The following is a 23208-nucleotide window of genomic DNA, read 5'->3' on the forward strand; positions in this document are numbered from 1 at the left end:
GGTGCCGCCGGTGGGACGACCGGCGGCACCGGACGGTTCACGCGGTGGCCTTCCAGTCGGGGTGGCCGGGCATGGGCGGGTTCACGGCCCCGAAGAGCCAGTCGCGCAGGAACGGGTCGAGGGACTTGTCGCCGGTGACGTCGACGGCGTGCCGGATGAAGTCCTCGCTGGTGTACGTGGAGTCCTTGAACCGCTGCACCCACTCGCGCATGATCCGGTCGAACTTCCGTTGGCCGACCTGGCGGTTGAGGGCGTACAGGACGAGTGCGCCGCCGTCGTAGATGTTGGTGCCGCCGAGCGCCTTGGGCAGTCCGGGCGGGCCGTCGGCGGCGCGGACGGCGTCGAGCTTGGCGTAGGTGGCCTTCATCTTGTCCTCCAGGACCGACCAGCCGCGCTCCTCGCCGTACATCCCGGCGTAGTACACGGCGGGGCCCTCGTTGAGCCAGGCCTGTTGCCAGTCGTTCGGGGTGACGGAGTCGCCGAACCACTGGTGGACCAGCTCGTGGACCATGGTGGTCTCGTAGCCGGGCTGACCGTTGGCGTTGAGCTTGAACCAGTTGGTGGAGAAGAGCGAGAGGGTCTGGTTCTCCAGGGCGTCGGTGTAGCCGTCGTAGATGTGGACGCCGTAGACGGAGAACGGGTAGCGGCCGAACTTCGCCTCCAGCCAGGCGAGATGGTCCGCGGTGCGGGCGACGATAGGGGCGTACTTGTCCTCCTGGCCCTGCGGGACGATGTGCCGCAGCGGGAGTCCCTGGTGGCCGGTGCCGTACAGGTAGGTGCCCTTGACGACGGCGATGCCGATGAGTTCGGTCGCCATGCGCTCGCGCAGGGCGAAGTGCCAGACCGTGGAGCCGTCGGCGCGCGGGGTCTTGTGGAGCAGTTCGCCGTTGGCGGCGGCGACGTAGCCCTCGGGGGCGCTGATGTGGAAGGTCCAGGTCGCCTTGTCGGACGGGGTGTCGTTGCAGGGCAGGAAGGTGTCGGCGCGGGAGGACTGGGCGGCGGAGGCGAAGCCGCCGTCGGTGCCGAACTTCCAGCCGGTCAGGCCGAGTCGGGGCGCCTTGCCGTTGCCCCGGTAGCGCACCTCGGTGGTGAACGCCTGGCCGTCGTGCAGCGGCCGGGCCGGTGTGACGGTGAGTTCCTGGCCGCTCTTGCCGGGTGAGATCTCCCAGCGGGCGGGGCGGCCGGCGACGGTGATGGCGTCGATGGTGTGGCCGTCGGTGTCCAGGTTGAACGCGGAGAGGTCCTGGGTGGCCCTGGCGCTGATCCTCACGGCGGCGGTGAAGTCGTAGGTGACCGGGGTGAAGTCGAAGGTCAGGTCGTAGTGGACGACCTGGTAGCCGCCGTTGCCGAGGGTCGGGAAGAGCGGGTCGCCGACACCGTCCGAGCCGGGCTTCGGGTCGAAGCCGTGCGGCTGGGCGGCGGCGGGCGAGCCCAGGGCGGGTACGGCAACGGCCGCGGCCACCGTCGCGCCGCCGAGCCGGAGCACCGTGCGTCGTGTCGTGGTCACTTCTTCCCCTTCTGGAAGGCTTCCTCGAATTCGCCGCGGGCCTTCTCGCCGCCCTTGGCCAGGTAGTCCTTGACGAGCTGGTCGTAGGCGGACATGGGCTTGCGGCCCGCGACGATGTCCTTGAGCGCGTCCTGCTTCAGCGTGTAGAGGCTGCCGGTGCCCTTCGAGTCCCAGGTGGGCGAGGAGTACTGGAGCGTCGGGTCGGGCACCATCATCGGAATCATCCTGGTGAACGCGTCGTGCACGTGCCGGACGCCCTGCTCGGAGTCGGCGCTGAAGATCGCGGGGACCGCCGAGGCCATGAACTTCCAGGGCACGGTGACGTCCTGGGTGCCCTGCTTGGTGAGGGCCGGGTTGCCCTTGGCGTCGCGGGTGAAGTCCTTGCCCTCGACGCCGTAGTTGATGAGCGTGTACTCCTGGCTGCCGAACGGCGAGGCGGCGAAGTCGGCGAGGGCCAGGATCTGCTTGACGCGCTCCCCGTCCGCCTTCTTGACGTGGGTGTTCTCCAGCTTGACGTTGTCCATCCAGGTGACGGCGTCCTTGCCGAACGGGACGAACGGGCGCGGGTCGTACTTCTCGTCGATCGCCTTCATCGCGGCGATGTAGCCGACGCCGGGCGCCAGGTAGGTGGGCATGCCGTCGTAGACGTACGCGCCCTTGCCGTTCTTGAACATGTCCGTGTACTGGGCCTTCTGGGCCCCGGACATCTGGAGGGTGCCGGGGTAGAAACAGCCGGCCTTGTACAGCAGCCGGGCGGTTTCCACCGCCTTGCGGTACTCCGGCGTCTCCAGGTCGAGGGTGAACTTCCCGGTCTTCTCGTCCAGCCGCCAGGCCGAGGGCGCGCCCGCGGACATGGCGAGCATGGTGGTGGCGCCCGCGATGATGGCGTACTGGTCCTTCTTGGGCCGGGTCAGTTCCTTGCAGAGCTCGACGAACCGGTCGAGGTCGGTGATCTGGTCGAGGCCGGTGACGCCGGCCTCCTCGAACAGGTCGTGGCGGTAGAAACCGGCGCCGCCGGTGCCGGTGCGGGCGATCGGGATGCCGTACAGCTTCCCGCCGAAGATCGCGGCCTGCCAGGCGCCCTTCGGGATCGCGGCCAGGTTCGGGTAGTCCTTGATCTTGTCCCCGGCGAGGTGCGGGGTCAGGTCGGCGCACTTGGCCTGGAGGAAGGCGGCCTTGTTGTCGACGCCGCCGCTCTCCGGGTACATGAAGAGGTCGGGCAGGCTGTCGCTGGCGACCATGGTGGAGAACTTGGTGCCGTAGTCGTCGGCGGGGACGGCGGTGATGTCCACCTGGCCGCCGAGGAGCTTCTCGATCTCCTGCCAGGCGGCATTGGAACCGCGCGAGGGCGGCGGCGGGGAGAACGTCTCCAGCGTGGCGCTGATCGGCTTCGCGCCCTTGAGCGGGGTGCCCTTCGTGGCGCGCAGGGGCTTGGCCGGGTACTTGAAGAAGCCCTGCGGGACACCGGTCGCGGTGCCCGCCAGGTCGGGTTCGAGGCCGATGTTGCGGACCGCGGTGTTGGGCAGCAGCGAGGCGCTCTTGGCCTCGGCCTTCGCGGTCGTGCCGCCGTCGCCGCAGGCGGTGAGCAGCGGGGCGGCGGCCAGTCCCAGACCGATGCCCGCGCCCATGCGGAACAGCGCTCTGCGGTTGATGGGGGTGGAGCTCGACACCTGAATCTCCTTGGGATGAGGGAGGGAAGGAGTGGGGGGTGGCCGGTTGCGCTCGGAGGCTGTCGGGTGGCCTCTCAGCCCTTGATGGCGCCGGTGAGCACACCCTTGGTGAAGTAGCGCTGGAGGAACGGGTAGACGCAGAGGATCGGTACGACGGCGATCACCAGGACGGCCATCTGCACGGCCTGCTGCGGGGCGAGCGCCTCGCCCGCCGAGGCGGCGTTCAGGCTCTGGCCCTGGAGGACGTAGGTGCGCAGCACCATCGGCAGCGGCCACTTGTCGGAGTCGTTGAGGTACAGGAGCGCGTTGAAGAAGGCGTTCCAGTACGTCACCGCGTAGAAGAGGCTGATCACGGCGAGGACGGCCTTGGACAGCGGCAGGACGATCCGGACCAGGATGCGGAAGTCGCCGGCTCCGTCGACCTTCGCGGCGTCGTACAGCTCGTCCGGCAGGTTCATGAAGAAGGACCGCAGGACGACCAGGTTGAAGGCGCTGACCAGGGTGGGCATGACGAGCGCCGCGTAGGTGTCGTACAGGCCGAGTCCCTTGACCAGCAGGAAGTTCGGGATGATGCCCGCGTTGAAGAGCATCGTGAACAGGGCGGTCATCAGGATGAAGCGGGAGCCGGTGACGTCGCGGCGGGAGAGGCCGTAGGCCATGCCGACGGTGACGAGGAGGCTGGCGAGGGTGCCGAGGACGGTGATGCCGATGGAGACGATCAGCGCACGGGTGACGACTCCGCCGGTGAAGATGGTGCGGTAGGCGTCCAGGGTGGGGTGGTCGGGCCACAGGACGAGGCCGGAGCTCTTGATGATGTCGGTCTGCGAGGCGAAGCTCGTGCCGATGACGCCGACCAGCGGGTAGGCGACGGCGAGGACGACCACGACGACGGCGATCGCCTTGGCGGTCCGCCCGATGCGGGTCGGCCGTTCCATCCACGGGGGCCGGCCGTCGGACTTGCGGGCGGGAGCGGGGCGGGGCGCCGGTGCGGTGGACTTCGTGGTGGCGCGCGTCTTCTCAGCGGTCAGCACCGCGGTACACCCCTTCGTGGCCGAGTCGGTGGGCGAACTTGTTCGCGCCCAGGACGAGTGCGGTGCCGATGACCGCCTTGACGAGTCCGACGGCGGCGGCGACGCCCCAGTCGTTGTCCTTGATGCCGTGGTAGTAGACGTAGGTGTCGAGGACCTCACCGGCGTCCGGGCCGACCGCGTCGCGCTGGAGCAGGATCTGCTCGAAGCCGACGGAGAGGATCTGCCCGAGGTTGAGGATCAGCAGCAGGATGAGGACGGGGGCGATGCCCGGCAGCGTCACGTGCCACAGGCGTCGTCGCGGTCCGGCGCCGTCGATCGCGGCGGCCTCGTACTGCTGTTTGTCGATGTTGAGCAGCGCGGCGAGGATGATGATCGTGCCCCAGCCGGCGTCCTTCCAGGCCACCTGGAGGGTCAGCAGCCAGGGGAAGGCGTCGGGGTCGCTCATCATGTCGTAGCGCGGCAGCCCCATTCCGCCGAGGACGTCGGGCAGGAGGCCCGCGCCGCCCAGGATCTGCTGGAAGATCGAGACGATGATGACCCAGCCGATGAAGTGCGGCAGGTAGACGACGCTCTGCACGAAGCGTCTGATGCGGTCGCTGGCGATGCTGTTGAGCAGCAGGGCCAGCGCGATCGGGATCGGGAAGAAGAACACCAGCTGGACGAGGGCGATCTCCAGGGTGTTGAACGTCGCGGACCAGAAGGCCGGCTCGCCGAACGCGGCGGAGAAGTTGGCGAACCCCACCCAGACGCTGTGCATGTAGCCGAGGTACGGCTGGTAGTCCTGGAACGCCACGACGTACCCGAGCAGCGGGACGTAGTGGAAGACGACGAAGTACAGCAGACCGGGCAGGGTGAGCAGCAGCATCACCCGGTCCCGCTTGAGCCGCTGTCGGAGCGTGAGCCGGTGCTGTGCGACGGCGGTCCGGGCAGCGGGCGGGGAGGGTGTCTCGGCCTTCTGTCGCCGTTTCTCCCGCGACAACGGGGGTGCTGTTTCAGCCATTGGTGCGTCCTGTTCGGCCGGGTGGCGCGTAGTGGGCCTTCTGGGGCCGCAAGTTAGTAAGCGGTTAACCTCAACGTCAAGGGATCAGAGCGAACACCATCGATCCACATCACTCTTGTAGGACCGAATTCAGCGCCGACAGTCCACAAATATAGGAGCGAAACGGGCAGTTTCGACGTGCGAGAGCTTGACGGTCGACCATCACGCTCCTTAGCGTGCCGGTCATTCCATAGAACACGATTACTATCCGGAGGCAGGGTGCGAACCACCGAAGGGGCACCGGCTCATTCCGGTAGCGATGCTGCGGCAGCGTCCCCGCGACGACCGCGCACGGTCCTGGTCATGAGCCCCGGCCTGCTCGACGACGTCTTTCCGCCACCGGTACGGGCCCGTCTCGAGGAAACTGCCGACCTTCTCACGCCGTCCGTGATCAGCGAGTTCGACTCCCCGGAGGCCGCGGCTGCGCTGCGCCGCGCCGAGGTCCTGCTCACCGGCTGGGGCTGCCCGCCCGTCGATGCCGCCCTGCTGGACCGGGCACCCGAACTGCGGGCCGTGATCCACGCGGCGGGCACGGTGAAGACCTTCCTGTCCCCGGTCGCGTTCGACCGCGGGCTCGTCGTCTCATCGGCCGCCGCCGCCAATGCCGTGCCGGTCGCCGAGTTCACCCTGGCGGCGATCGTCATGGGCGCCAAGCGGGTGTTCCCGCTGGCCGACCTCTTCCGCACCCGGCGCACCCACCGCACCCACGCCGACCTCGACCGCCAGCACTGGCTGGGCACGCACGGGCTGACCGTCGGCGTCGTCGGGGCGTCCCGCATCGGCCGCCGGGTCATCGAACTGCTGCGGGTCCTGGACGCGGAAGTGCTGCTCCACGACCCCTATGTCGACGCGGCCGAGGCGGAGTTGCTGGGCGTCACCCCGACCGACCTGGACACCCTGGTCGCGACCAGCGACGTGGTGACCGTCCACGCCCCCGACACACCCGAGACGCGCGGGATCATCGACGCCCGCCGGATCGCCCTGATGCGCCCCGGCACCCTGTTCGTCAACACCGCACGCGGACCGCTGGTGGACACCGAGGCGCTGACCGGGCACCTGGTCAGCGGGCGGCTGGACGCGGTCCTCGACGTGACGCATCCCGAGCCGCTGCCCGAGGACCACCCGCTGTGGGACCTGCCCAACGTCTTCCTCACCCCGCATCTGGCGGGCGCCCAGGGCAACGAGGTGGGGCGGCTCGGGGCACTGGCCGTCGACGAACTGGCACGGTACGCGCGGGGCACGGCACTGGAACACCCGGTGCACCGGGCCGACCTGGGGAGGATCGCATGAGTCCCGTCCCCCCGCAGGCTCTAGGCTCGGCGTCACACAACAGCCTCCAGGGGGTGAGCCGGATGCGCCGGCAGAGCACAGCCGCGGACGGACAACGGCGTGCGACGGTCACCGACGTCGCGCGGCGCGCGGGCGTATCGACGGCCACGGTCTCCCGTGTGCTGAACCGCAACTATCCGGTCGCGGAGGCGACCCGGGAGCGGGTCGAGTCCGCGATGCGCGAGCTCGGCTACGTGGTCAACGCCCACGCCCGCGCACTGGCCGGCGTCTCCAACCGCACCGTCGGCATCATCGTCAACGAGGTCGTCGACCCGTTCTACGCGTACATCGCACGCGGGGTGGAGCGGGAGGCGGCACGGGGCGGGCGGCTCTGCCTGGTCTGCTGCACCCAGGGCGATCCACAGCGCGAGCTGGCCTTCATCGACCTGATGCACGAGCGCAGGGCGGACGCGGTGGTCGTGGTCGGCGGCTCCATCGCGGACCGCGGCTACACCACCGAACTGGCCCGCCGAGCGCGCGAGCTGGACGCGGGCGGATCGAAGCTGGTGCTGTGCGGCAGGCCGCCGCTGGGCGAGCAGGCCCCGACCGTCGCGGTCGAGTACGACAACGAGGGCGGCGCCTTCGCCATCACCGACCATCTGCTGATGCAGGGGCACGAACGGATCCTCTACCTCGGCGGTCCGCCGAAGCTCTCCACCACCCGCGACCGGCTGGCCGGCCACCGGCGGGCCCTGGAGCTGCGCGGGGTCGCGCCGGATCCGGACCTGGTGCACCCCGGCGCCTTCAGCCGCGGCTTCGGTCACCGGCGGATGGCCGAACTGCTGCGGGGCGGACCGGACTTCACCGCGGTGTTCGCCGCCAACGACATGGTGGCGGCAGGCGCGGCGCAGGCGCTGGAGGAGGCCGGGGTGCGGGTCCCCGAGGACGTGTCCTTGGTGGGGTACGACGACATTCCGGTGGCCCAGGAGCTGCGTCCGCGCCTCACCACCGTCCATGTGCCGCTGGAGGAGATGGGCCGCCAGGCGGTGCGGCTCGCCGTGACCGGCGGGGACGAGGACGACTGGCGCGAGCCCACCACGGGCGCGTTGCGGCTCGGCACCCACATCGTGGTACGCGATTCCGTCGCGCCGCGCTCCGGACGGCCCACCGGCATGTGACCGGTTACTTCCCGCCCGTCCGCGGTCGGCCATAGAAAATAACAGTAACTCTCCACCCCCTCTTGCCTCTTTGTAGCAACCGCTTACATGCTGGCGCCGAGCAGCACCCGTTCCGCACGCTTCTGCCCCTCACTCGTTCGCAGGGAGAGTTCTGCATGCGCATGTCCGCCGAATCCGCCGGCTCCACCACCACGTCCTTCTCCGCCTCCTCCCCCGTCGGCCGCCGTTCCGTTCTCGCCGCGGCGGCCGGAGCGGGCGCGGCGCTCGCGCTCGGCGCCGGAACGGCCCGAGCCGCCACGGCCGACACCACCGCCGGGCCCCGGGGGTCGCGTCCGGTCAGGCTCACCGTGACCGCCCGGCCGGCCGCCGAGGCCGAGCGGCTGCGGCTCGGACAGGCCCTGCGCGGCTCGGAATTCCAGCCCACCGGCCTGTACGTCCCCGGCGGCACGCCCCTCTCCCTCACGGTCCAGGCGTACGACGGTCTGGTGCCCACCCTCTGGATCGGTGCCTGGGACTACTACGGCGAGATCACCGAGCCCCGCAGCCATCCGCTCGTCGAGGGCGCGAACACGGTGACGGACCCGCACGGCGGGCCGGTCTACCTCACCCTGACGGGGAACGGCGAGAAGGCGGGCGTGCTGTTCCGCTCCGGTGCCGTGCCCATGCCGGTCTTCGCCCTGGGCCGCACCACGGAGGCCGACTACCAGCAGCAGCTGGACACGCTCACCGCGTCGCCGTACGTCGAACTCCACGCGCCGCGCACGATCATGACGCTCACCCGCGAGGGCGCACTGCTGTACCGGGACCAGGACCACGCGGCGCTGCTCGAACTGGTCGAGACGATCATCGAGTCGCACGCCCGGATCAGCGGTCTGGACGGTTCGAAGCCGGTGCACCGGCGCAAGGCGGGCCCGTACCACTTCACCGAGGTCAGCAAGGTGCCCAGCGGCGTCGGCGCCTATGCCACGCACGGCTACAACGGCTTCCCGCGGGCCTACCTCGACCGGGCCACGACCGTGGAGGGGCTGCGGACCCGCGGCTGGGGTCTCTACCACGAACTCGGCCACCTGCACCAGCAGTTCGCCTACAAGCCCGGTGGCCTGACCGAGGTCACGGTCAACATCTACTCGCTGGCCGCGCAGCGCACCCTCGGGCAGCCGTCCAACCTCCTGACCGTCGACCCGAAGACGGGCCTCACCTACTTCCAGTCCGCCCGGCAGAAGTTCGGCACACCGGGGCTGACGTACGAGAAGTCCTTCGGCGCGTACGAGAAGCTCGTCCCGCTGCGCCAGCTGGAGCTGGCCTTCGGCGAGGACTTCTGGCCCCGGATGCACAAGCTGGTCCGCGAGGAGAACCCGCAGTCCCACTACACGGAGAACGAGAAGCGCTACCGGACCCTGGCCACCTGCTCCAGCCGGGTCGCCGGCTACGACCTGACGGATTTCTTCGTGAACACCTGGGCGTTCCCGATCGATGCCACGGGCCGGGCCGAGCTGGCCGCGCTGAACCTCCCGAAGCCCCCCGTCGACCCGTCCACCCTGGCCGACTGACCGCCGCGACAAGGAGTCCACCGTGGACATCGGCAGAAGAACCCTCCTGGTGGCGGGCGGTGCCACCACCGCCGCCGTGCTGCTGGCACCGCCCGGCACCGCCCTGGCCGCCCCCGGCGCGGGGGCGGTCGGCGAGGCGACGGCCATCGGTTTCGACACCCTGCTCCAGCGGGCCGAGACGCTGCTCACCGGCGGCGGTTTCGACCCCGCCGACCCCGACTTCGCCGCCGCCCTCACGGCCCTGGACACCACCGCCCGGGGCCTGTGGGACACCCTCGACCGCGGCGCGGGGCGCACCGCGCTCTGGTCCGACCTCGCGCCGCTCACCGACCCGGGCAACTTCGGCCAGAGCTACACCCGGCTTCGTACCCTCGCGACCGCCTGGGCCACCGGGGGCACCTCCCTCACGGGCAGCGCCGAGGTGGCGGACGCCCTCGTGGCGGCGCTGCGCCTCACCCACGACACCGCGTACAACCCGGCCCGGCGCGAGACCGGCAACTGGTGGTTCTGGGAGATCGGCGCCCCGCGCGCCCTGATGGACTGCGCCGTCCTCCTGCGCGACCGGCTCCCCGCCGCCGATCTGGCGGACTACCTCGCGGTCGTCGACCGGTTCTGCCCGGACGCGGACCGCCGCACCAACTACCCCACACTCGCCGAGACCGGTGCGAACCGCACCGACAAGGCGGTCGTCGTGGCACTGCGCGGGCTGCTGGGGCGGGAGCCCGGCAAGCTGGTCTCGGCCCGCGACGCCCTGTCCGACGTGCGCGACTCGGGCCGCAACAGCCTCTTCCGGTACGTCGCTTCGGGGGACGGGTTCTACGAGGACGGGTCGTTCGTCCAGCACGACGTGGTCGCCTACACCGGAACGTACGGCGTCGTGCTGCTCGGTGGCACGGCCCATCTGCTGGCGCTGCTGGCCGGCTCCGAGTGGGCGGTGGCCGATCCGAAGGTCTCGGTGGTGTACGAGGCCGTCGAGCGGACCTTCGCCCCGGTGGTCTTCGACGGGCTGATGATGGATTCGGTGCGCGGCCGGGCGGTCTCCCGGGAGCGCGCCGGTGACCATCGCGACGGTGCGGCGGCCCTCGCGGCGATCCTGCTCCTGGCGTCCGGCGCCCCCGCCGCGTACGCGGAACGCTGGCGTGCACTGGTCAAGGGCTGGCTGGTCCGCAACCGCGCCACTCCCTTCGAGACCCTCGCGCCCCTGCCCCAACTCGCCCTGGCCAAGGCCGTCCTGAACGACGACGCCGTCCCCGTCGGGCCCCGTACGACCGGCAGTTCCGTCTTCGCCGACATGGACCGCGTGGTGCACCGCCGCCCCGGCTGGGCCTGTGCGCTGTCGCTGTCGTCGAAGCGGATCTCGGCGTACGAGGCGGGCAACGGCGAGAACCTGCACGGCTGGTACACCGGCGACGGCATGACGTACCTGTACGACGGCGACGACCTGCGGCAGTACAACGACGGCTTCTGGCCGACCGTCGATCCGTACCGGCTCCCCGGCACCACGGTCGACACCCGGCCGCGCGCCGATCTCGGCACGGGCGCGGGCACGTCCACCCGTCGTCCGTCCAACGCCGTCGCAGGTGGAGCCGTGCTGGACGGCAGGTATGTGGCGGCCGCGATGGAGGTGCTCGGCGCCCCGGACACCACTCTGCGGGCCAGGAAGTCGTGGTTCCTGCTGGACAACGCGGTGGTCGCGCTCGGGGCCGGCATCACGGCGGGTGACGGCCGCCGGATCGAGACGGTCGTGGAGAACCGCAACCTGGGCGCCGACGGCGGCCACCGGCTGCTGGTCGACGGCGTCCGGCAGCCCGCCGAGCAGGGCTGGGCCCATGAGTTCGACGGGGCCCGGTGGGCGCACCTGGACGGGGTGGGCGGCTATGTGTTCCCCGACGGGACCGCCCTGCACGCCCTGCGCGAACAGCGCACCGGCGCCTGGCGGGACATCAACTCCGGTGCGGACACCGGCGGCACCGTCGATCCCGTCACCCGCCGCTATCTGACGCTGTGGGTGGACCACGGCTCCTCCCCCACCGACGCCCGCTACTCCTATGTGCTGCTGCCCGGCGCCTCGGCGGTGGCGACCGCCGCCTGGTCGCGGTCCCGGCCGGTGCGGATCGTCGCCAACGACGCGACCGCGCAGGCCGTGGAGGTGCGCCGGGCGGGACTGACCGCCGTGAACTTCTGGGGCCCCGGGACGGCCGCCGGGATCACCGCGTCGGGCCCGGCCTCGGTGCTCGTGCAGCACCACGCCGGGCGGGTCCGCGTCGCGGTCGCCGACCCGGGGCGGATGCTCACCACGCTCTCGGTCGAGCTGCCGTTCCCCGTGCGGTCGGTGGTGGAAGCCGACGGTTCGGTGAGCGTCGCCCCGGGCCGCAGGCCCGTGCTCACCGTCGCCGTCGGCGGCTCCCGCGGCCACACCCACCGAGCCGTGCTTTCCTGACCGATCCGTACCCGCGCAACCCCTCCGAGGAGCACCACCGTGTCCGTCGCACCGCATCTGCACCTGCCGCCGCCCGACCGGCTCCTGTCCTCCCGCACCGGATGGACCAGGGCCCACTGGGAGGCGACGGCCGACCGGATGCTGGACGCGCTGGTGCCGTACGCGACCCCCGGCTTCGCCCAGTACCGGCTGCCCGGCCGGGGCAGTTGGTCGGGGGTCGTCTCGGACGGTCTCGAAGGGTTCGCCCGGTCGTTCCTGCTCGCCGCCTGCCGCATCGCGGGCGCGGGCGGGGCGGTCGACCCGGCGCTCGTCGAGCGGTACGCGGCGGGGCTGGCCGCCGGCACGGACCCCGGCAGCGGGGAGGCATGGCCGGAGCTGACGAACTGCTCGCAGCAGATGGTCGAGGCCGCGTCGGTCGCGGTGGCGCTGCACGAGACCCGGCCATGGATCTGGGACCGGCTGGACGCCCGGGTGCAGGAGCGGGTCGTCGACTGGTTCTCCGGGTTCGTCGGCGGGCGCACCTGGGACAACAACTGGCGGCTCTTCCAGGTGGTGTCCGAGCAGTTCCTCGCCTCGGTCGGCGCCCCGTACAGCCGGTCGGACATCGAGAGTAACCTGGACAGGATCGAGGACTGGTACGTCGGCGACGGCTGGTACACCGATGGCGACGGTCGGAACTTCGACTACTACATCGGCTGGGCGATGCACCTGTACCCGCTGCTGTGGTCGCGGATGGCGGGCGCCGACGACGGGGGCCGGACGGAGGTCTACCGACAGCGGCTCGGCCGGTTCCTGGAGGACTACCAGCACTTCTTCGGCTCCGACGGCGCTCCGGTGCACCAGGGCCGTTCGCTGACCTACCGGTTCGCCGCCCTGGCGCCGGTGTGGATGGGGGCGCTGGCCGACTGCACCCCGCTCGCGCCGGGGCTCACCCGCCGGCTCGCCTCGGGCACGATGCGGCACTTCGTGGAGCGCGGGGTGCCGGACGAGCGAGGGCTGCTGACGCTGGGCTGGTACGACACGTTCCTGCCGACCACCCAGCCCTACTCCGGTCCCGCCTCGCCGTACTGGGCGAGCAAGGGCTTCCTCGGGCTGCTGCTCCCGGCGGACCACGCGGTGTGGACGGCGCGCGAACTCCCGCTGCCCGTCGAGGAGTCCGACCGGTACACGGCGCTGCCCGCCCCCGGCTGGCTGCTGCACGGCACCCGCGACGACGGCATCGTCCGGCTGATCAACCACGGCAGCGACCACAACCCGCCGTACGACGAGGTGGCCGACCCGTCCGAGGGCACGGCCGATCCGCACTACTCCGCTTTCGCCTGTTCGACGGCGACTGCGCCGGAGGCCGCCCCGCACGCGGTGGCCCGCTCGATCGACGGGCACCTGGCGCTGGTGGCCCCGGACGGCACTCCGTCCCGGCGCCGCCGCATCCATCCGCTGCGCTGCGCGGACCGGGTCGCCGCTTCCTGGTACGCGGCCCGGCTGCCCGATGACGAGCGTTCGTACCGGATCGATACGACGAGCGTGCTGCACGGCCCGTGGGAGATCCGGGTGCACCGGGTCGAGGCGCCCGAGGGCGCGGTGGTGCGGGAGGGCGGTCACGCGGTCGCGCACGCGCGGAGCCCGTTCGCCGTGTCGGGCCCCGACTGGGCGCTCGCCCGGACGGCCGACGGGCTGAGCAGCGCCCTGATCGCGCTGCACGGCTGGGACGGTGGCGCCGAAGGGGCCGCCGTGGCGCGTGACGTCCAGTCCAACGCGTACGGTCCGCATTCCGCGATCCCGTATCTGCGCAGCCGCCCGCATCCGGGCGGTCGCAGCGTCCATGTCTCGCTGGTCGCCCTGTCCCGGGACACCGTGCATCCGGAGGCGCTGCGCGAGGCGGTGCGGGTGCACGCGGGGGCGGACTCGGTGGTGCTGACCTTCCTGGACGGTACGACGGTCGAGGTCTGATACGGCGCGGCGCCCGGGGCGGGGCGGGGCCGGTTCACGGGTCCGGCCGCGGGCCGGAGAGGACGGTGCGGTTCAGACGCCGATGCCGTTCTCCTCCCGCCGGTGGATGTGTCCGACGAGTTCCCGCGCCAGGAACTTGATGGTGTCGAGCCCGGCCCTGCCCCAGGGGCGGGGCACCGTGTCGACCGCGCAGACGGCGCCCAGGGCGACGCCCGTGCGATCGATGAGGGGGGCGCCGAGGTAGGAACGGATGCCTATCTCGTCGACCACCGGATTGCCCGCGAACCGGGGGTAGTCGCAGACGTCCTCCAGGACGAGCGCCTTGCGCCGTACGACGACGTGGGGGCAGTAGCCGCGGTCGAGCGCCACGTACCGGCCGCTGCGGCTGCTGCCCGCGGCCGCGGCTCCGAGGTCGGAGCCGCGGTGCGTGCCGGTCGGGGTGTGCAGTCCCGCGAAGAACTGCCGGTTCCCGTCGATGAAGTTGACCATCGAGAAGGGCACGTCGGTCACCTCGGCCACCCGGTCGGCAAAGGCGTCGAAGTTGTCGAACGATGCGTCGGCACGCTCCCCGAGCCCCAGGGTCCGCAGCCGCCGGGTGCGGACGGGGGCGTCGCGGTCGACGGGCGTGAGCAGCATCCGTCCGGTGGCGCTCCGGGTCACGGGTGGGCCCCGAAGCCGGTCAACGGGGCCTGTTCCGAAGTGGCGTTGATCAGGTGCTGGACCAGGGTGACCAGGGCGCCGGTTCCCGAGCTGGCGATCCGGGCGTCGCAGAGCACCACCGGCACGTCCGGCCCCAGGTCGAGCGCGGCCCGTACCTCCTCGGGCGCGTAGCGGAAGGCGCCGTCGAACTCGTTCACCGCGACGATGAATCCGATGCCGCGCCGTTCGAAGAAGTCGACGGCGGCGAAGCAGTCCGCGAGCCTTCGGGTGTCCGCGATCACGACCGCTCCCAGCGCCCCCTGGGAGAGCTCGTCCCACATGAACCAGAAACGTTCCTGGCCGGGGGTGCCGAACAGATAGAGCACGTGCTGCTCGTCGAGGGTGATCCGGCCGAAGTCCATGGCCACGGTGGTGGAGGTCTTGGACTCGATGCCGTCGAGGCTGTCGGTCGCGGCGCTGACCTGGGTCAGCAGCTCTTCCGTGCTCAGCGGTGCGATTTCGCTGACCGCGCCGACGAACGTGGTCTTGCCGACGCCGAATCCGCCCGCCACCAGCACCTTGAGCGCGACGGGAAAGCCTTCGGCGGAGGTGGGGTCGGCGGGCCCTCCGAAGCCCGCGGGGTCCTGGGCGCCGCCGGGGCCGCCGTGGGCCGGTCCGATGCCGTGGTTCTGCGGGTCGCCGAAGCCCGGTCCGGCGCCGTGGTCCGGTGAGCCCTGCGAGGGCACTGCGCCGAGCTGCGCCCCGGTGGTTCCCCGGCCCGGTGCGTCCCCGTAGTGGTGCGCGTCGCCGTAGTACTGCCCGCTCCCGTAGTCCTGCGGGCCCCCGGAGCTCTGCGCCTCTCCGTAGCCCTGCGGGCTTCCGTAACCCTGGGGCGTTCCGTAGTTCTGCGGGGTCCCGTAGTTCTGGGCTTCCCCGTAGTTCTGCGGGGTCCCGTAGTCCTGGGGCGTCGGGTACCTCTGTGGGCTGCCGTAGTCCTGCGCCTGCCCGTAGGTCTGCGGGATGCCGTGGTTTCCGTCGTCGCCATGACTCCCCCGGCCTCCGTAGCCTTCGGAGCCCGCGTTGTTCTCGTACGCGGCGGGGCTGCCGAAGCTGTCAGAGCTGTCGTCGTAAACCATCGAGCACTGCCTCCAGCAGGGATCGGTCGGTGGGCATGTCTTGGAAGGCGGGCGGGTGCGCGGTGACTGCTCCGCAGTCGACCAGGTCGGAGACGAGCACCTTGGTGACGACTGCGGGCAGCCGCAGATGGGCGGCGATCTCTGCCACCGACGTGGGGCCGCCGCACAGCCCCAGCGCGACGGAGTGCTCGGGTCCGAGGTGGATCTGCGGCTCGGTTCCCGTGGCCATCACCAGGGAGAGCAGATCGAGCACGGCCGTCGGACGGGTGCGGCCGTTGCTCACGGTGTACGGGCGGATGAGCCGGCCCGCCGCGTCGTCGAGCAGCGGCCCGTCCTGCTGGACCGACACCCTCACAGCCCCGTGGGGCTCGGTGCGCCGGCCGCTTGTCTCGCCGGCGTCATCAGATAGGGCCGGACGCTCTTGACCAGCATCGTCATCTCGTAGCCGAGCACCGCCGCGTCCGCCTCGCGCCCGGCGAGGACGGCGAGGCAGGTGCCGGACCCGGCGGTGGAGACGAACAGCAGGGTCGAGTCGAGCTCGACCACCACCTGGCGCACCTCGCCGCTGTCGCCGAAGCGTGCGCCGGCGCTGCGGCCGAGCGAGTACAGGCCGGCCGCCAGCGCCGCCATGTGGTCGGCGCTGTCGGCGTCCATGCCATGGAGGGATTTCACCAGCCCGTCGGCGGAGAGGAGAACCGCGCTGCGTGTGTACGGGACGCGCTGGACCAGTCCGCTCAGCAGCCAGTCGAGGTCCGGGACCTGACCGGACGGCATATCGGTCGCCATGGTGCATCTACTCCTTGGAGGTGTTCGTTTCGAGGGGGTCGTCGGCCGGGGCCGCGCCCGCTCCCGGGGCCGGGGTCGTGCCGGGGACCTGGTACGGGGTGACGGTCGTGGTCCGTCCCCGTACCGGCAGCGGTTCGAGCGGGGCCTGGGGCTGCCACGCCTGCGGGGCCGTCCGTGCCTCGGGGCCCGGGTCCGGCTCCCGGGCGGTGTCCGCCTCGGATTCGGTGCGGGCCTCGGCGAGTTCGATGCCCCTGCGGAAGGCCGCCATGAGTCCCGGGTCGTGCAGGGCCTGTTCGTCCTCAATGCGCGGCGCGGGCGCTTCCCTGAGCTGCGGGACCAGGTTCTCCTGGTTGGCGCGTCTGGGCAGTTGGGGCCGGCCCATGGTGCCGCGCACCACTCCGGGTTCGGGCCGGGAAGTCCCGGCGTCGTTCTCGGGGCGGAGCTCGGCGGGGGCGGGCCGGTCCGCGCGCAGCGGGAGCGGCGGGGCCTCGCCCTGGTCCGGTGTCCGCTCGGGCGCCTGGTGCAGTCGCAGCGGCTGGCCTGGGACGTACGGCCGGCGGGCGGTGTTCGTCTGCGGCTCCGGCACGGGGTCCGGGGCCGGGCCGGGGCCCTGGTCCGGCCGGTGGCGGCCACCGGGGTCGGCCGGCGGGCGGTGCGCGTCCTCCGGCTGGGGAGCCGGGACCGCCCCGCTCCCGTCCTGGGTGTCCCCGTCCGCGCCCAGCAGGGTCTGCGGAAGGACGAGTACGGCCTGGGTGCCTCCGTAGATGTTGCTCTGCAGCCGGACGGCGATGCCGTGCCGGCGGGCCAGGGACGCGACGACGAACAGCCCGATCCGGCCGTCCTGCAGCAGACGGGCCACGTTGACCTGGTCGGGGTCGGCGAGCAGGGCGTTCATCCGCTTCTGCTCGTTGCCCGGCAGGCCGAGCCCCCGGTCCTCCACCTCCAGCGCGAGCCCGGCGGTGACCTGCTGGGCGCGCAGGAGCACCTGGGTGTGCGGGGCGGAGAAGACGGTCGCGTTCTCCACCAGTTCGGCCAGCAGGTGGATCACGTCCGCCACGGCGTGGCCGCGCAGCGTGCCGGGGATCGGCGGCACGAGCTTGACCCTCGGGTACTGCTCGACCTCCGCGATCGCCGAGCGCAGGACCTCGGTCATGCTGACCGGGTTGCTCCACTGCCGCCGGGAGACCGCGCCGCCGAGCACGGCGAGGTTCTCGGCGTGCCTGCGGATGCGGGTGGCGAGGTGATCGACGTGGAAGAGGCCCTTGAGCAGGTCGGGGTCCTCGACCTCGTGCTCCAGCTCGTCGAGCAGCTGGATCTCGCGGTGCACGAGCGACTGCAGCCGTCGGGCGAGATTGACGAAGACCTCGACCTTCTGGTCCTCGCCGGAGTGGTCGGCGAGCCGGGACGCCTCGACGACCGAGGCCACCGCGGCCTCCTGCTGACGGCCGAGTTCCTGGGCGAGCAGTTCGAAGGCGTCGCTTCCCGGAGCGACGGGCGGGGCGGGTTTCCGTACGGGCACCGGCTCGCCGTTGCGCAGTTGTTCCACCACGCGCTGCAGTTCCGCCTGCCCCTGGACGCTGGTTCGGCGGAGTGCCAGGCACCGCCCGAAGACGGTGGTGGCGACCCGGTTGGCGGCGAGGAACGCGGCCAGCACCGCGGCGATCGCGAGCGCACCGGCCGCGCCCAGGGCGATCCAGAGTGCGGTGGAGGGCCGGGCTCCCGTGGAGCGGACGGTGAAGATGACCGCTGCGGCTCCGCTCAGCACCGCGGCGACGGCCGGCAGTACCGCGGTGCGCAGCAGTTGGGGTCGTATACGCGCCTCGGGGGACGGCTGGGCGGCACGGGGTCTGGCCGCGGCCGAATGGGAACGGGCACCGGGTCGGCCGTGCCGTCCGCCCTCTCGGCGTTCCGGTCGCGCTGCGGGTGCGCGAAGTTGAGACATCAGTGTCCTCGGTACGTGGGGCACCAGGAATCGGCATCCATGCGGTGGCACCTACGGTGGTCGGTCAGGCTCGGTTCATCGGTCGGGCAGGCCCGAAAATTGTGAGCCCACCGTTGATCACCGGACACACACGGTAGTCGTCCATCACGCGGGCGTGGCGGGCAGTTGTCGAACTTGCCCGCCATCCGTCCCGCTCTGGTATGAGAGCTCGCACGAAAGACCGATTACTCCGCATCGCCGCCCGCTCGACAACCACCCGAATGGCGGAGCGGAGCAGGCCCATGAGCACATGAAACGGATCGGCCCGTCCGTTCCTCCGGACGGGCCGATCCGTCTGCCGTGTCACACGCGGTCCGCGCGGCGCGCCCGGGTGCCGTCCCGGACGCACTGCGGGGCCGAGGTCGCCCCCACGGTCGCGCCACGCCGTCGCCGCACCGGCGGTCGCACCACTGGCACCGCTCCGGCGCCCGTACCGAGCCTGCCCGTGCCGCTCCGGCGATCGCGTCACACCGTGGGCGCCACCTCGGCGTGGCCGGACTCCGCGGCCGTGTCCCGGGCCGCCGTCTTCGAGCCGTCCGCCGCGCCGGCCGGGAGCCCCGGGGTCCTGGCCGCTCCCGCGGGGCGGCGCTCGACCGGCTGCGGGGCCACCTCCCGCCACCACGGCTCGCGGGGGACGGTGTGCGCCGTGGGCTCGAAGGGTTCGCCGGGGCGCGGCAGCGCGATTCCGGCGCCCTCGTCCTCCGCCGCGGCGAGGGTGCCCTCGCCCGGCTCGGCCCACGGGTGCGGGGCGAGGTTGAAGGTGGCCCAGTGGATGGGGAGCATCACGCCGAGCGGCTTGCCGCCCTGGAGGTCCAGATGGGCTCGCATGCCCTCGGCCGGTGTCATGTGGATGTCGGGCCAGTACTCGGAGTACGCGCCGATCTGGATCATCGTCGCGTCGAACGGCCCGTGCTCGGCGCCGATGTCCTCGAAGCCGGGGAAATAGCCCGTGTCCCCGCTGTGGTAGATCCGGTGCTCGGGCCCCGCGACGACCCAGGAGGCCCAGAGCGTGTGCTGCTGGTTGCGCAGGCCGCGGCCGCAGAAGTGCCGGGCCGGGGTGGCGGTGAGGTCGATCCCGGCGACCTTCGTGGTCTCGTTCCAGTCCAGCTCGCGCATCCGGTCGGGGGACACGCCCCACCGCTCCAGGTGGGCGCCGACCCCGAGCGGGACGACGAAGGCCGTGCCCGTACCGGCGAGGGCCCGGATCGTCGGCAGGTCGAGGTGGTCGTAGTGGTCGTGGGAGATCACCACCGCGTCCACCGGCCCGAGCGCGGCGAGCGGCAGCGGCACGGGGTGCAGCCGTCTGGGCCCGGCGAAGGGGAAGGGCGAACAGCGCTCGCCCCACACCGGGTCGAAGAGCACTCGTCGGCCGTCGATCTCGGCGAGCACGCTGGAGTGCCCCATCCAGGTGAGCCGCAGCCCCGTGGCGGGCGGCTCGGCGAGATCGGCGTAGGTGGTGGCGTGGACGGGCACGGTGCCGGTCGGCGCCCGGCGCGCCCGCTCCTCCTTGCGGAAGTAGACCTTGGCGAATTCGAGGGTGGAACCGGACGGCCTGGTCCGCGCCCCCACCGGGTTCCGGAAGACGCCGTCGGCGAAGTTGGGCGAGCGGCGGATGCGTTCCATCCGGGCGCCGTCCGGGTCCGCGCCGAAGGCGAGGGGACGCAGCGCACGCAGCCGGGCGCGCAGTGGAGGCAAGGGATCGGCGCCGGTCACGGCATCTCCTGAGGGGGTCGGCCCTGTCCCATTGTGGGTGGGGGGTACGAGGGTGCAGGAGCGGAACGATCGGCGGAGCGCCCCACGGCGCGGCCGTCCGGGCGGGCCACGTCAGCCACGCAACTGTCCGTATACGTGTTCGATGTGCAGACGCAGTACGACGCGCCGGTCCCGGACCATCGCGGCGCGGTAGTCGTCCCAGTCGGGGTGTTCGCCCTGGACGTCGCGGTAGAGCGTGATCAGCTCCTCCACCGTCGCGTCGTGCGGCTCGGCGGCGACCGGGGACAGTTCGGCGGCGGCGTCCACCACCGTCCACGCCCAGCGGTCCGCGCTGGTGACGTGGTAACTCGCCCGCGGGTCGCGACGGAGGTTCCTGGCCTTCACCCGGCCGTCGGTGATCGAGACGCGGACGATGCGCTCCTGCGGATAGTAGAAGTGATTGACATTGGACAGCTGGGGCCTGCCGTCCCGCCCGAGTGTCACGAGCACTCCGCCGTTCTCCCCGGCGAGCAGCCCGAGCAGTGTTTCCTGTCGTACGTCGAATCCCGTCATGCAGGAATCAACGTCCGTGCCCGTCGCAGGATTCCGTTTCCGCCGACGTCCCGTGTCACATCCGTGGGGCCGCCGTCCGTCGCATCGGTGTGAACGGCCCGCCGACGGCGTCCCACGGCGTCGGCGGACGGCATCCACGTCGTACCGAAGGAGAATGGACATGACTGCCCGCATCTCGCTCGACCCGCCCCGCACCCTGCTGTTCCGCGCCGTGTCGTGGTACTCGAACCGCACGTACGGCAAGGTCATCGATCCCGTACGGGCCTACGCCCACCACCCCGGGGTGTTGCGGTCCCTGCTCCGTCTCGAACTGGCGGCGGGCCGCTGGAAGAAGCTCGACCCGCAGCTCAAGGCGCTGGCCGTGATGGCGTCCGCGGCCACGGTCGGCTGCAACTGGTGCATGGACTTCGGCTACTGGGAGAACCACCGTCACGGCATGGACCCGCGCAAGCTGCGCGATGTGCCGGTGTGGCGGGAGAGCGAGGCGTACACCCCGCTGGAGCGCGACGTCATGGAGTACGCGGAGGGCATGAGCGTCACCCCGCCCGAGACCGGGGACGCGTTGGTGGAGCGGTTGCGGACCGCACTGGGCGAGAAGGCGTTCGTCGAGCTCACGGCCATGGTGGCGTTGGAGAACATGCGTTCTCGGACCAACTCCGCACTCGGCCTGACCAGCCAGGGCTTCAAGGACCGGTGCGAGCTCGAACGCCCCGCGCAGCGCTGACGGACGGGGGCGGGGCCGGGCACTGTCCCGCCCCCGGTCTTTCCGCCAGAGGCATATTCGTTAGGGTGACGCCGTGGCAAGAGTGCGGTTGAGCGTGGCGGAAAGACGCGAAGAGCTCCTGTGCGCTGCCGTCGAGCAGATCGAGGTACGAGGGGTCGCGGCGGTGCGGATCGCCGATGTGGCCTCCGTGCTCGGCGTGAGCAACGCACTCGTGCTCTACCACTTCTCGACCAAGGAGAAGCTGGTAGCGGCGGCCTTCGCCCATGCCGCCGAGGCCGATCTCGCCCATCTGCGCAAATTGTTGGGCCGTCGCACGAGCGCGGTGCGCCGACTGCGTGCCGCCGTCCGCTGGTACGCGCCGACGGGGCAGGCCAAGGGCTGGCGGCTGTGGATCGAGGGCTGGGCCGGCTCGCTGCGCGATCCGGCGCTGCGCAACGTGGCCGCCGACCTCGACCAGCAGTGGAAGGCGGAACTGGCCGAGGTCATCGAGGAGGGCGCCGCCGCCGGTGAGTTCCACTGCGACGACCCGATGTCGGCGGCCTGGCGGCTGACCGCCCTGCTGGACGGCCTGGCCGTGCAGATGATGTCGTACGCGGGCCCGCTCTCCCGCACCACGTTGCTGGCCTGGACCGACGAGGCGCTCGCCCGCGAACTCGGCATCGACCACACGACGCTGACGGCCTGACCCGACGAGCTGACCCGCATACCCGGCCGACGGACCGGAACAACGGGCCGGGGCGACGGACCTGACCAGGTCGGGTCGGATCGGCGGACCGGGCCGGGTCGGCGGGACACCGGTCGGGCCCCTCCGCCGGAGGCCGAGGGTTGGGATTCGTCCGCCCCGTCGTGTACGGGGCGGCACGCCGTCCGGCCGACGGGGGTCAGGTCTGCTGCAGGGGGGCGTACTCCTCGCTCCCGACCCCGAAGGTCCAGGCCACCCCCGCCTTCGCGGTCCGCGTGCCCGGCGGCACCCGGAGCCAGTAGACCCGGTGCGTTCCGTCCGGCTCCGGAGTGGAGTTGACCACCTCGACCATCACCACGTCCTCGTCGCCGTCCAGCGCGATCCGCCAGAGGACACCGGTCTCGTCCCGGTGCACCGGCTCGGCGCCCGACTCGCTCAGATAGCGGTCGTAACCGTAGAACTCCAGCATCACGCGGCGCAGTTCGGCGTTCTCCTCCTCGCGTATCCGCTTCGGGGTCAGCGCGTTGAGCTCGTCGAGGAACTCGGCGGGCACCGGCATGCCGCGCCAGGCGTGGAGGGCGAAGCCGTCGGAGTAGGCGAGCGCGGGGCCGTCCCCCCGGTCGAGCCGCCCCGCCTCGTCCCGGTACAGCGCCTGCGGTCGCTCGCTGATCACCACGACGCGCTCGTAGGGCCACCACCAGCCCGCGTTCCTGGCGACCTCGGCCAGACCGTTCAGCCGGTCGCCCCGGCCGTCGAAGGCCGCGAGCCAGGCCGCGTCGTGCTGACCGAGGACGGCGTCGAGCAGCACCAGCCGGACATCGGACTCGTCCTCCGGGCGCTTCGCGAGGTCCGCGACGACCCCGGCCCTGATCCGGTCGGCGAGCGCCGCCGTGGTCTCCCACAGCTGTGCCCCCGTCGCGGACCACAGGGCCGACCAGCCCGCCGGGCCCAGTTCGTCGTACATCCGGCGGCGCTCCTGGGCCCAGGGCCGGGTCCGTACCTCGTCTCGCACCGAGCGGCCGGCGTCCACCAGCTTCTTGACGGCCTCCACCGCGGCCCGGGGCGATTCGACCCAGACGATCCGCTCCGGCTCGGCGAGTCCCGCGCTGCGGTAGGCGAGCCGCAGCCCGTCCTCGGCCGCTGTCCGGTCCGCCGGGCCCGTCGCCGCCGCCACGGTCCGCCATGAGTCCACGTACTGCATCGGTCTTCCCCGTCCCCTGATTCCGTGTGTTTCGTATGTCCGTGCGTCCGTGCGCAGCCTCTGCGCACGGAGTGTCCTGTGCGTGGTGCGCGGCGCGCCCCGTCCCCGTCTTCCGCGGGGAGGTGCGTGCGTGTGCGCGTGTTCCGGTGCTCTCGTGCGC

At 71.7% G+C, this 23208-nt stretch carries 19 protein-coding genes; 7 read left to right on the forward strand and 12 right to left on the reverse strand.

Going from position 1 to position 23208, the window contains the following annotated elements; translation table 11 throughout:
• Positions 1-37: 37 nt before the first annotated feature.
• The 4 genes from ACWCXX_RS20780 to ACWCXX_RS20795 form a co-directional block, all read right to left on the reverse strand.
• The gene (locus ACWCXX_RS20780; protein WP_451129251.1) at positions 38-1507 is read right to left on the reverse strand and encodes a M1 family metallopeptidase; all 1470 of its coding nucleotides are present in this window, start codon (positions 1505-1507) and stop codon (positions 38-40) included.
• Positions 1504-3177, reverse strand: a complete 1674-nt coding sequence (locus ACWCXX_RS20785) for an extracellular solute-binding protein (protein WP_451129253.1) — start codon at positions 3175-3177, stop codon at positions 1504-1506. The genes ACWCXX_RS20780 and ACWCXX_RS20785 overlap by 4 nt, the downstream gene beginning before the upstream one ends.
• 74 nt (positions 3178-3251) lie before the next feature.
• Positions 3252-4112, reverse strand: coding sequence for a carbohydrate ABC transporter permease (locus ACWCXX_RS20790; protein ID WP_451129305.1), 861 nt, complete (start codon positions 4110-4112; stop codon positions 3252-3254).
• A gap of 82 nt (positions 4113-4194) precedes the next feature.
• A complete protein-coding gene (locus tag ACWCXX_RS20795; RefSeq protein WP_451129254.1) occupies positions 4195-5208 on the reverse strand; it encodes an ABC transporter permease in 1014 nt (337 codons plus the stop codon).
• Between the two features lie 342 nt (positions 5209-5550).
• Here ACWCXX_RS20795 and ACWCXX_RS20800 point away from each other — a divergent pair, with 342 nt between their 5' ends.
• From ACWCXX_RS20800 to ACWCXX_RS20820, 5 genes are all read left to right on the forward strand, one after another.
• Positions 5551-6537 carry a hydroxyacid dehydrogenase gene (locus ACWCXX_RS20800; RefSeq protein ID WP_451129255.1) on the forward strand — a complete coding sequence of 329 codons (987 nt, stop codon included), beginning with the start codon at positions 5551-5553 and terminating at the stop codon, positions 6535-6537.
• Positions 6538-6599: 62 nt separating this feature from the next.
• Positions 6600-7694 carry a LacI family DNA-binding transcriptional regulator gene (locus ACWCXX_RS20805; protein WP_451129307.1) on the forward strand — a complete coding sequence of 365 codons (1095 nt, stop codon included), beginning with the start codon at positions 6600-6602 and terminating at the stop codon, positions 7692-7694.
• Between the two features lie 161 nt (positions 7695-7855).
• Positions 7856-9244 (forward strand): M60 family metallopeptidase, encoded by a 1389-nt coding sequence (locus ACWCXX_RS20810; RefSeq protein WP_451129257.1) that lies wholly within the window; start codon positions 7856-7858, stop codon positions 9242-9244.
• A gap of 22 nt (positions 9245-9266) precedes the next feature.
• Positions 9267-11684: a polysaccharide lyase 8 family protein gene (locus tag ACWCXX_RS20815; RefSeq protein WP_451129258.1), complete on the forward strand. Its 2418-nt coding sequence runs from the start codon at positions 9267-9269 to the stop codon at positions 11682-11684.
• A gap of 39 nt (positions 11685-11723) precedes the next feature.
• On the forward strand, positions 11724-13634 hold the full coding sequence (locus ACWCXX_RS20820) for a DUF2264 domain-containing protein (protein WP_451129259.1): 1911 nt from the start codon (positions 11724-11726) through the stop codon (positions 13632-13634).
• Positions 13635-13706: 72 nt separating this feature from the next.
• Here the strand turns inward: ACWCXX_RS20820 and ACWCXX_RS20825 are convergent, their stop codons facing one another.
• From ACWCXX_RS20825 to ACWCXX_RS20855, 7 genes are all read right to left on the reverse strand, one after another.
• Positions 13707-14294 carry a GAF domain-containing protein gene (locus ACWCXX_RS20825; RefSeq protein WP_451129260.1) on the reverse strand — a complete coding sequence of 196 codons (588 nt, stop codon included), beginning with the start codon at positions 14292-14294 and terminating at the stop codon, positions 13707-13709.
• Positions 14291-14851 (reverse strand): GTP-binding protein, encoded by a 561-nt coding sequence (locus tag ACWCXX_RS20830; RefSeq protein WP_451129309.1) that lies wholly within the window; start codon positions 14849-14851, stop codon positions 14291-14293. The genes ACWCXX_RS20825 and ACWCXX_RS20830 overlap by 4 nt, the downstream gene beginning before the upstream one ends.
• A 535-nt stretch (positions 14852-15386) precedes the next feature.
• On the reverse strand, positions 15387-15758 hold the full coding sequence (locus ACWCXX_RS20835; RefSeq protein WP_356932511.1) for a DUF742 domain-containing protein: 372 nt from the start codon (positions 15756-15758) through the stop codon (positions 15387-15389).
• A gap of 2 nt (positions 15759-15760) precedes the next feature.
• The gene (locus ACWCXX_RS20840) at positions 15761-16195 is read right to left on the reverse strand and encodes a roadblock/LC7 domain-containing protein (protein WP_451129262.1); all 435 of its coding nucleotides are present in this window, start codon (positions 16193-16195) and stop codon (positions 15761-15763) included.
• 7 nt (positions 16196-16202) lie between these two features.
• Positions 16203-18137, reverse strand: a complete 1935-nt coding sequence (locus ACWCXX_RS20845) for an ATP-binding protein (RefSeq protein ID WP_451129264.1) — start codon at positions 18135-18137, stop codon at positions 16203-16205.
• A gap of 504 nt (positions 18138-18641) precedes the next feature.
• Positions 18642-19889, reverse strand: a complete 1248-nt coding sequence (locus ACWCXX_RS20850; protein WP_451129265.1) for an MBL fold metallo-hydrolase — start codon at positions 19887-19889, stop codon at positions 18642-18644.
• A gap of 111 nt (positions 19890-20000) precedes the next feature.
• On the reverse strand, positions 20001-20441 hold the full coding sequence (locus ACWCXX_RS20855; RefSeq protein WP_451129266.1) for a PPOX class F420-dependent oxidoreductase: 441 nt from the start codon (positions 20439-20441) through the stop codon (positions 20001-20003).
• Positions 20442-20601: 160 nt separating this feature from the next.
• Between ACWCXX_RS20855 and ACWCXX_RS20860 the strand changes: the two genes are divergently transcribed.
• Together ACWCXX_RS20860 and ACWCXX_RS20865 are read left to right on the forward strand one after the other, a co-directional pair.
• On the forward strand, positions 20602-21165 hold the full coding sequence (locus ACWCXX_RS20860) for a carboxymuconolactone decarboxylase family protein (protein ID WP_451129267.1): 564 nt from the start codon (positions 20602-20604) through the stop codon (positions 21163-21165).
• Between the two features lie 94 nt (positions 21166-21259).
• Positions 21260-21850, forward strand: a complete 591-nt coding sequence (locus ACWCXX_RS20865; protein ID WP_451129268.1) for a TetR/AcrR family transcriptional regulator — start codon at positions 21260-21262, stop codon at positions 21848-21850.
• Positions 21851-22046: 196 nt separating this feature from the next.
• Here ACWCXX_RS20865 and ACWCXX_RS20870 read toward each other — a convergent pair whose 3' ends face one another.
• Positions 22047-23048 carry a DUF6745 domain-containing protein gene (locus tag ACWCXX_RS20870; RefSeq protein WP_451129270.1) on the reverse strand — a complete coding sequence of 334 codons (1002 nt, stop codon included), beginning with the start codon at positions 23046-23048 and terminating at the stop codon, positions 22047-22049.
• Positions 23049-23208 lie beyond the last annotated feature (160 nt).

Source organism: Streptomyces sp. NPDC001732 (assembly GCF_053596315.1).

Bases quoted from the DNA above. Each gene is read 5' to 3' on its own strand.
- ACWCXX_RS20800 (WP_451129255.1), top strand. From the start codon at position 5,551: ATGAGCCCCGGCCTGCTCGACGACGTCTTTCCGCCACCGGTACGGGCC.
- ACWCXX_RS20860 (WP_451129267.1), top strand. From the start codon at position 20,602: ATGACTGCCCGCATCTCGCTCGACCCGCCCCGCACCCTGCTGTTCCGC.
- ACWCXX_RS20795 (WP_451129254.1), bottom strand. From the start codon at position 5,208: ATGGCTGAAACAGCACCCCCGTTGTCGCGGGAGAAACGGCGACAGAAG.
- ACWCXX_RS20810 (WP_451129257.1), top strand. From the start codon at position 7,856: ATGTCCGCCGAATCCGCCGGCTCCACCACCACGTCCTTCTCCGCCTCC.
- ACWCXX_RS20845 (WP_451129264.1), bottom strand. From the start codon at position 18,137: ATGTCTCAACTTCGCGCACCCGCAGCGCGACCGGAACGCCGAGAGGGC.
- ACWCXX_RS20840 (WP_451129262.1), bottom strand. From the start codon at position 16,195: ATGGCGACCGATATGCCGTCCGGTCAGGTCCCGGACCTCGACTGGCTG.
- ACWCXX_RS20855 (WP_451129266.1), bottom strand. From the start codon at position 20,441: ATGACGGGATTCGACGTACGACAGGAAACACTGCTCGGGCTGCTCGCC.
- ACWCXX_RS20790 (WP_451129305.1), bottom strand. From the start codon at position 4,112: ATGGAACGGCCGACCCGCATCGGGCGGACCGCCAAGGCGATCGCCGTC.
- ACWCXX_RS20805 (WP_451129307.1), top strand. From the start codon at position 6,600: ATGCGCCGGCAGAGCACAGCCGCGGACGGACAACGGCGTGCGACGGTC.
- ACWCXX_RS20870 (WP_451129270.1), bottom strand. From the start codon at position 23,048: ATGCAGTACGTGGACTCATGGCGGACCGTGGCGGCGGCGACGGGCCCG.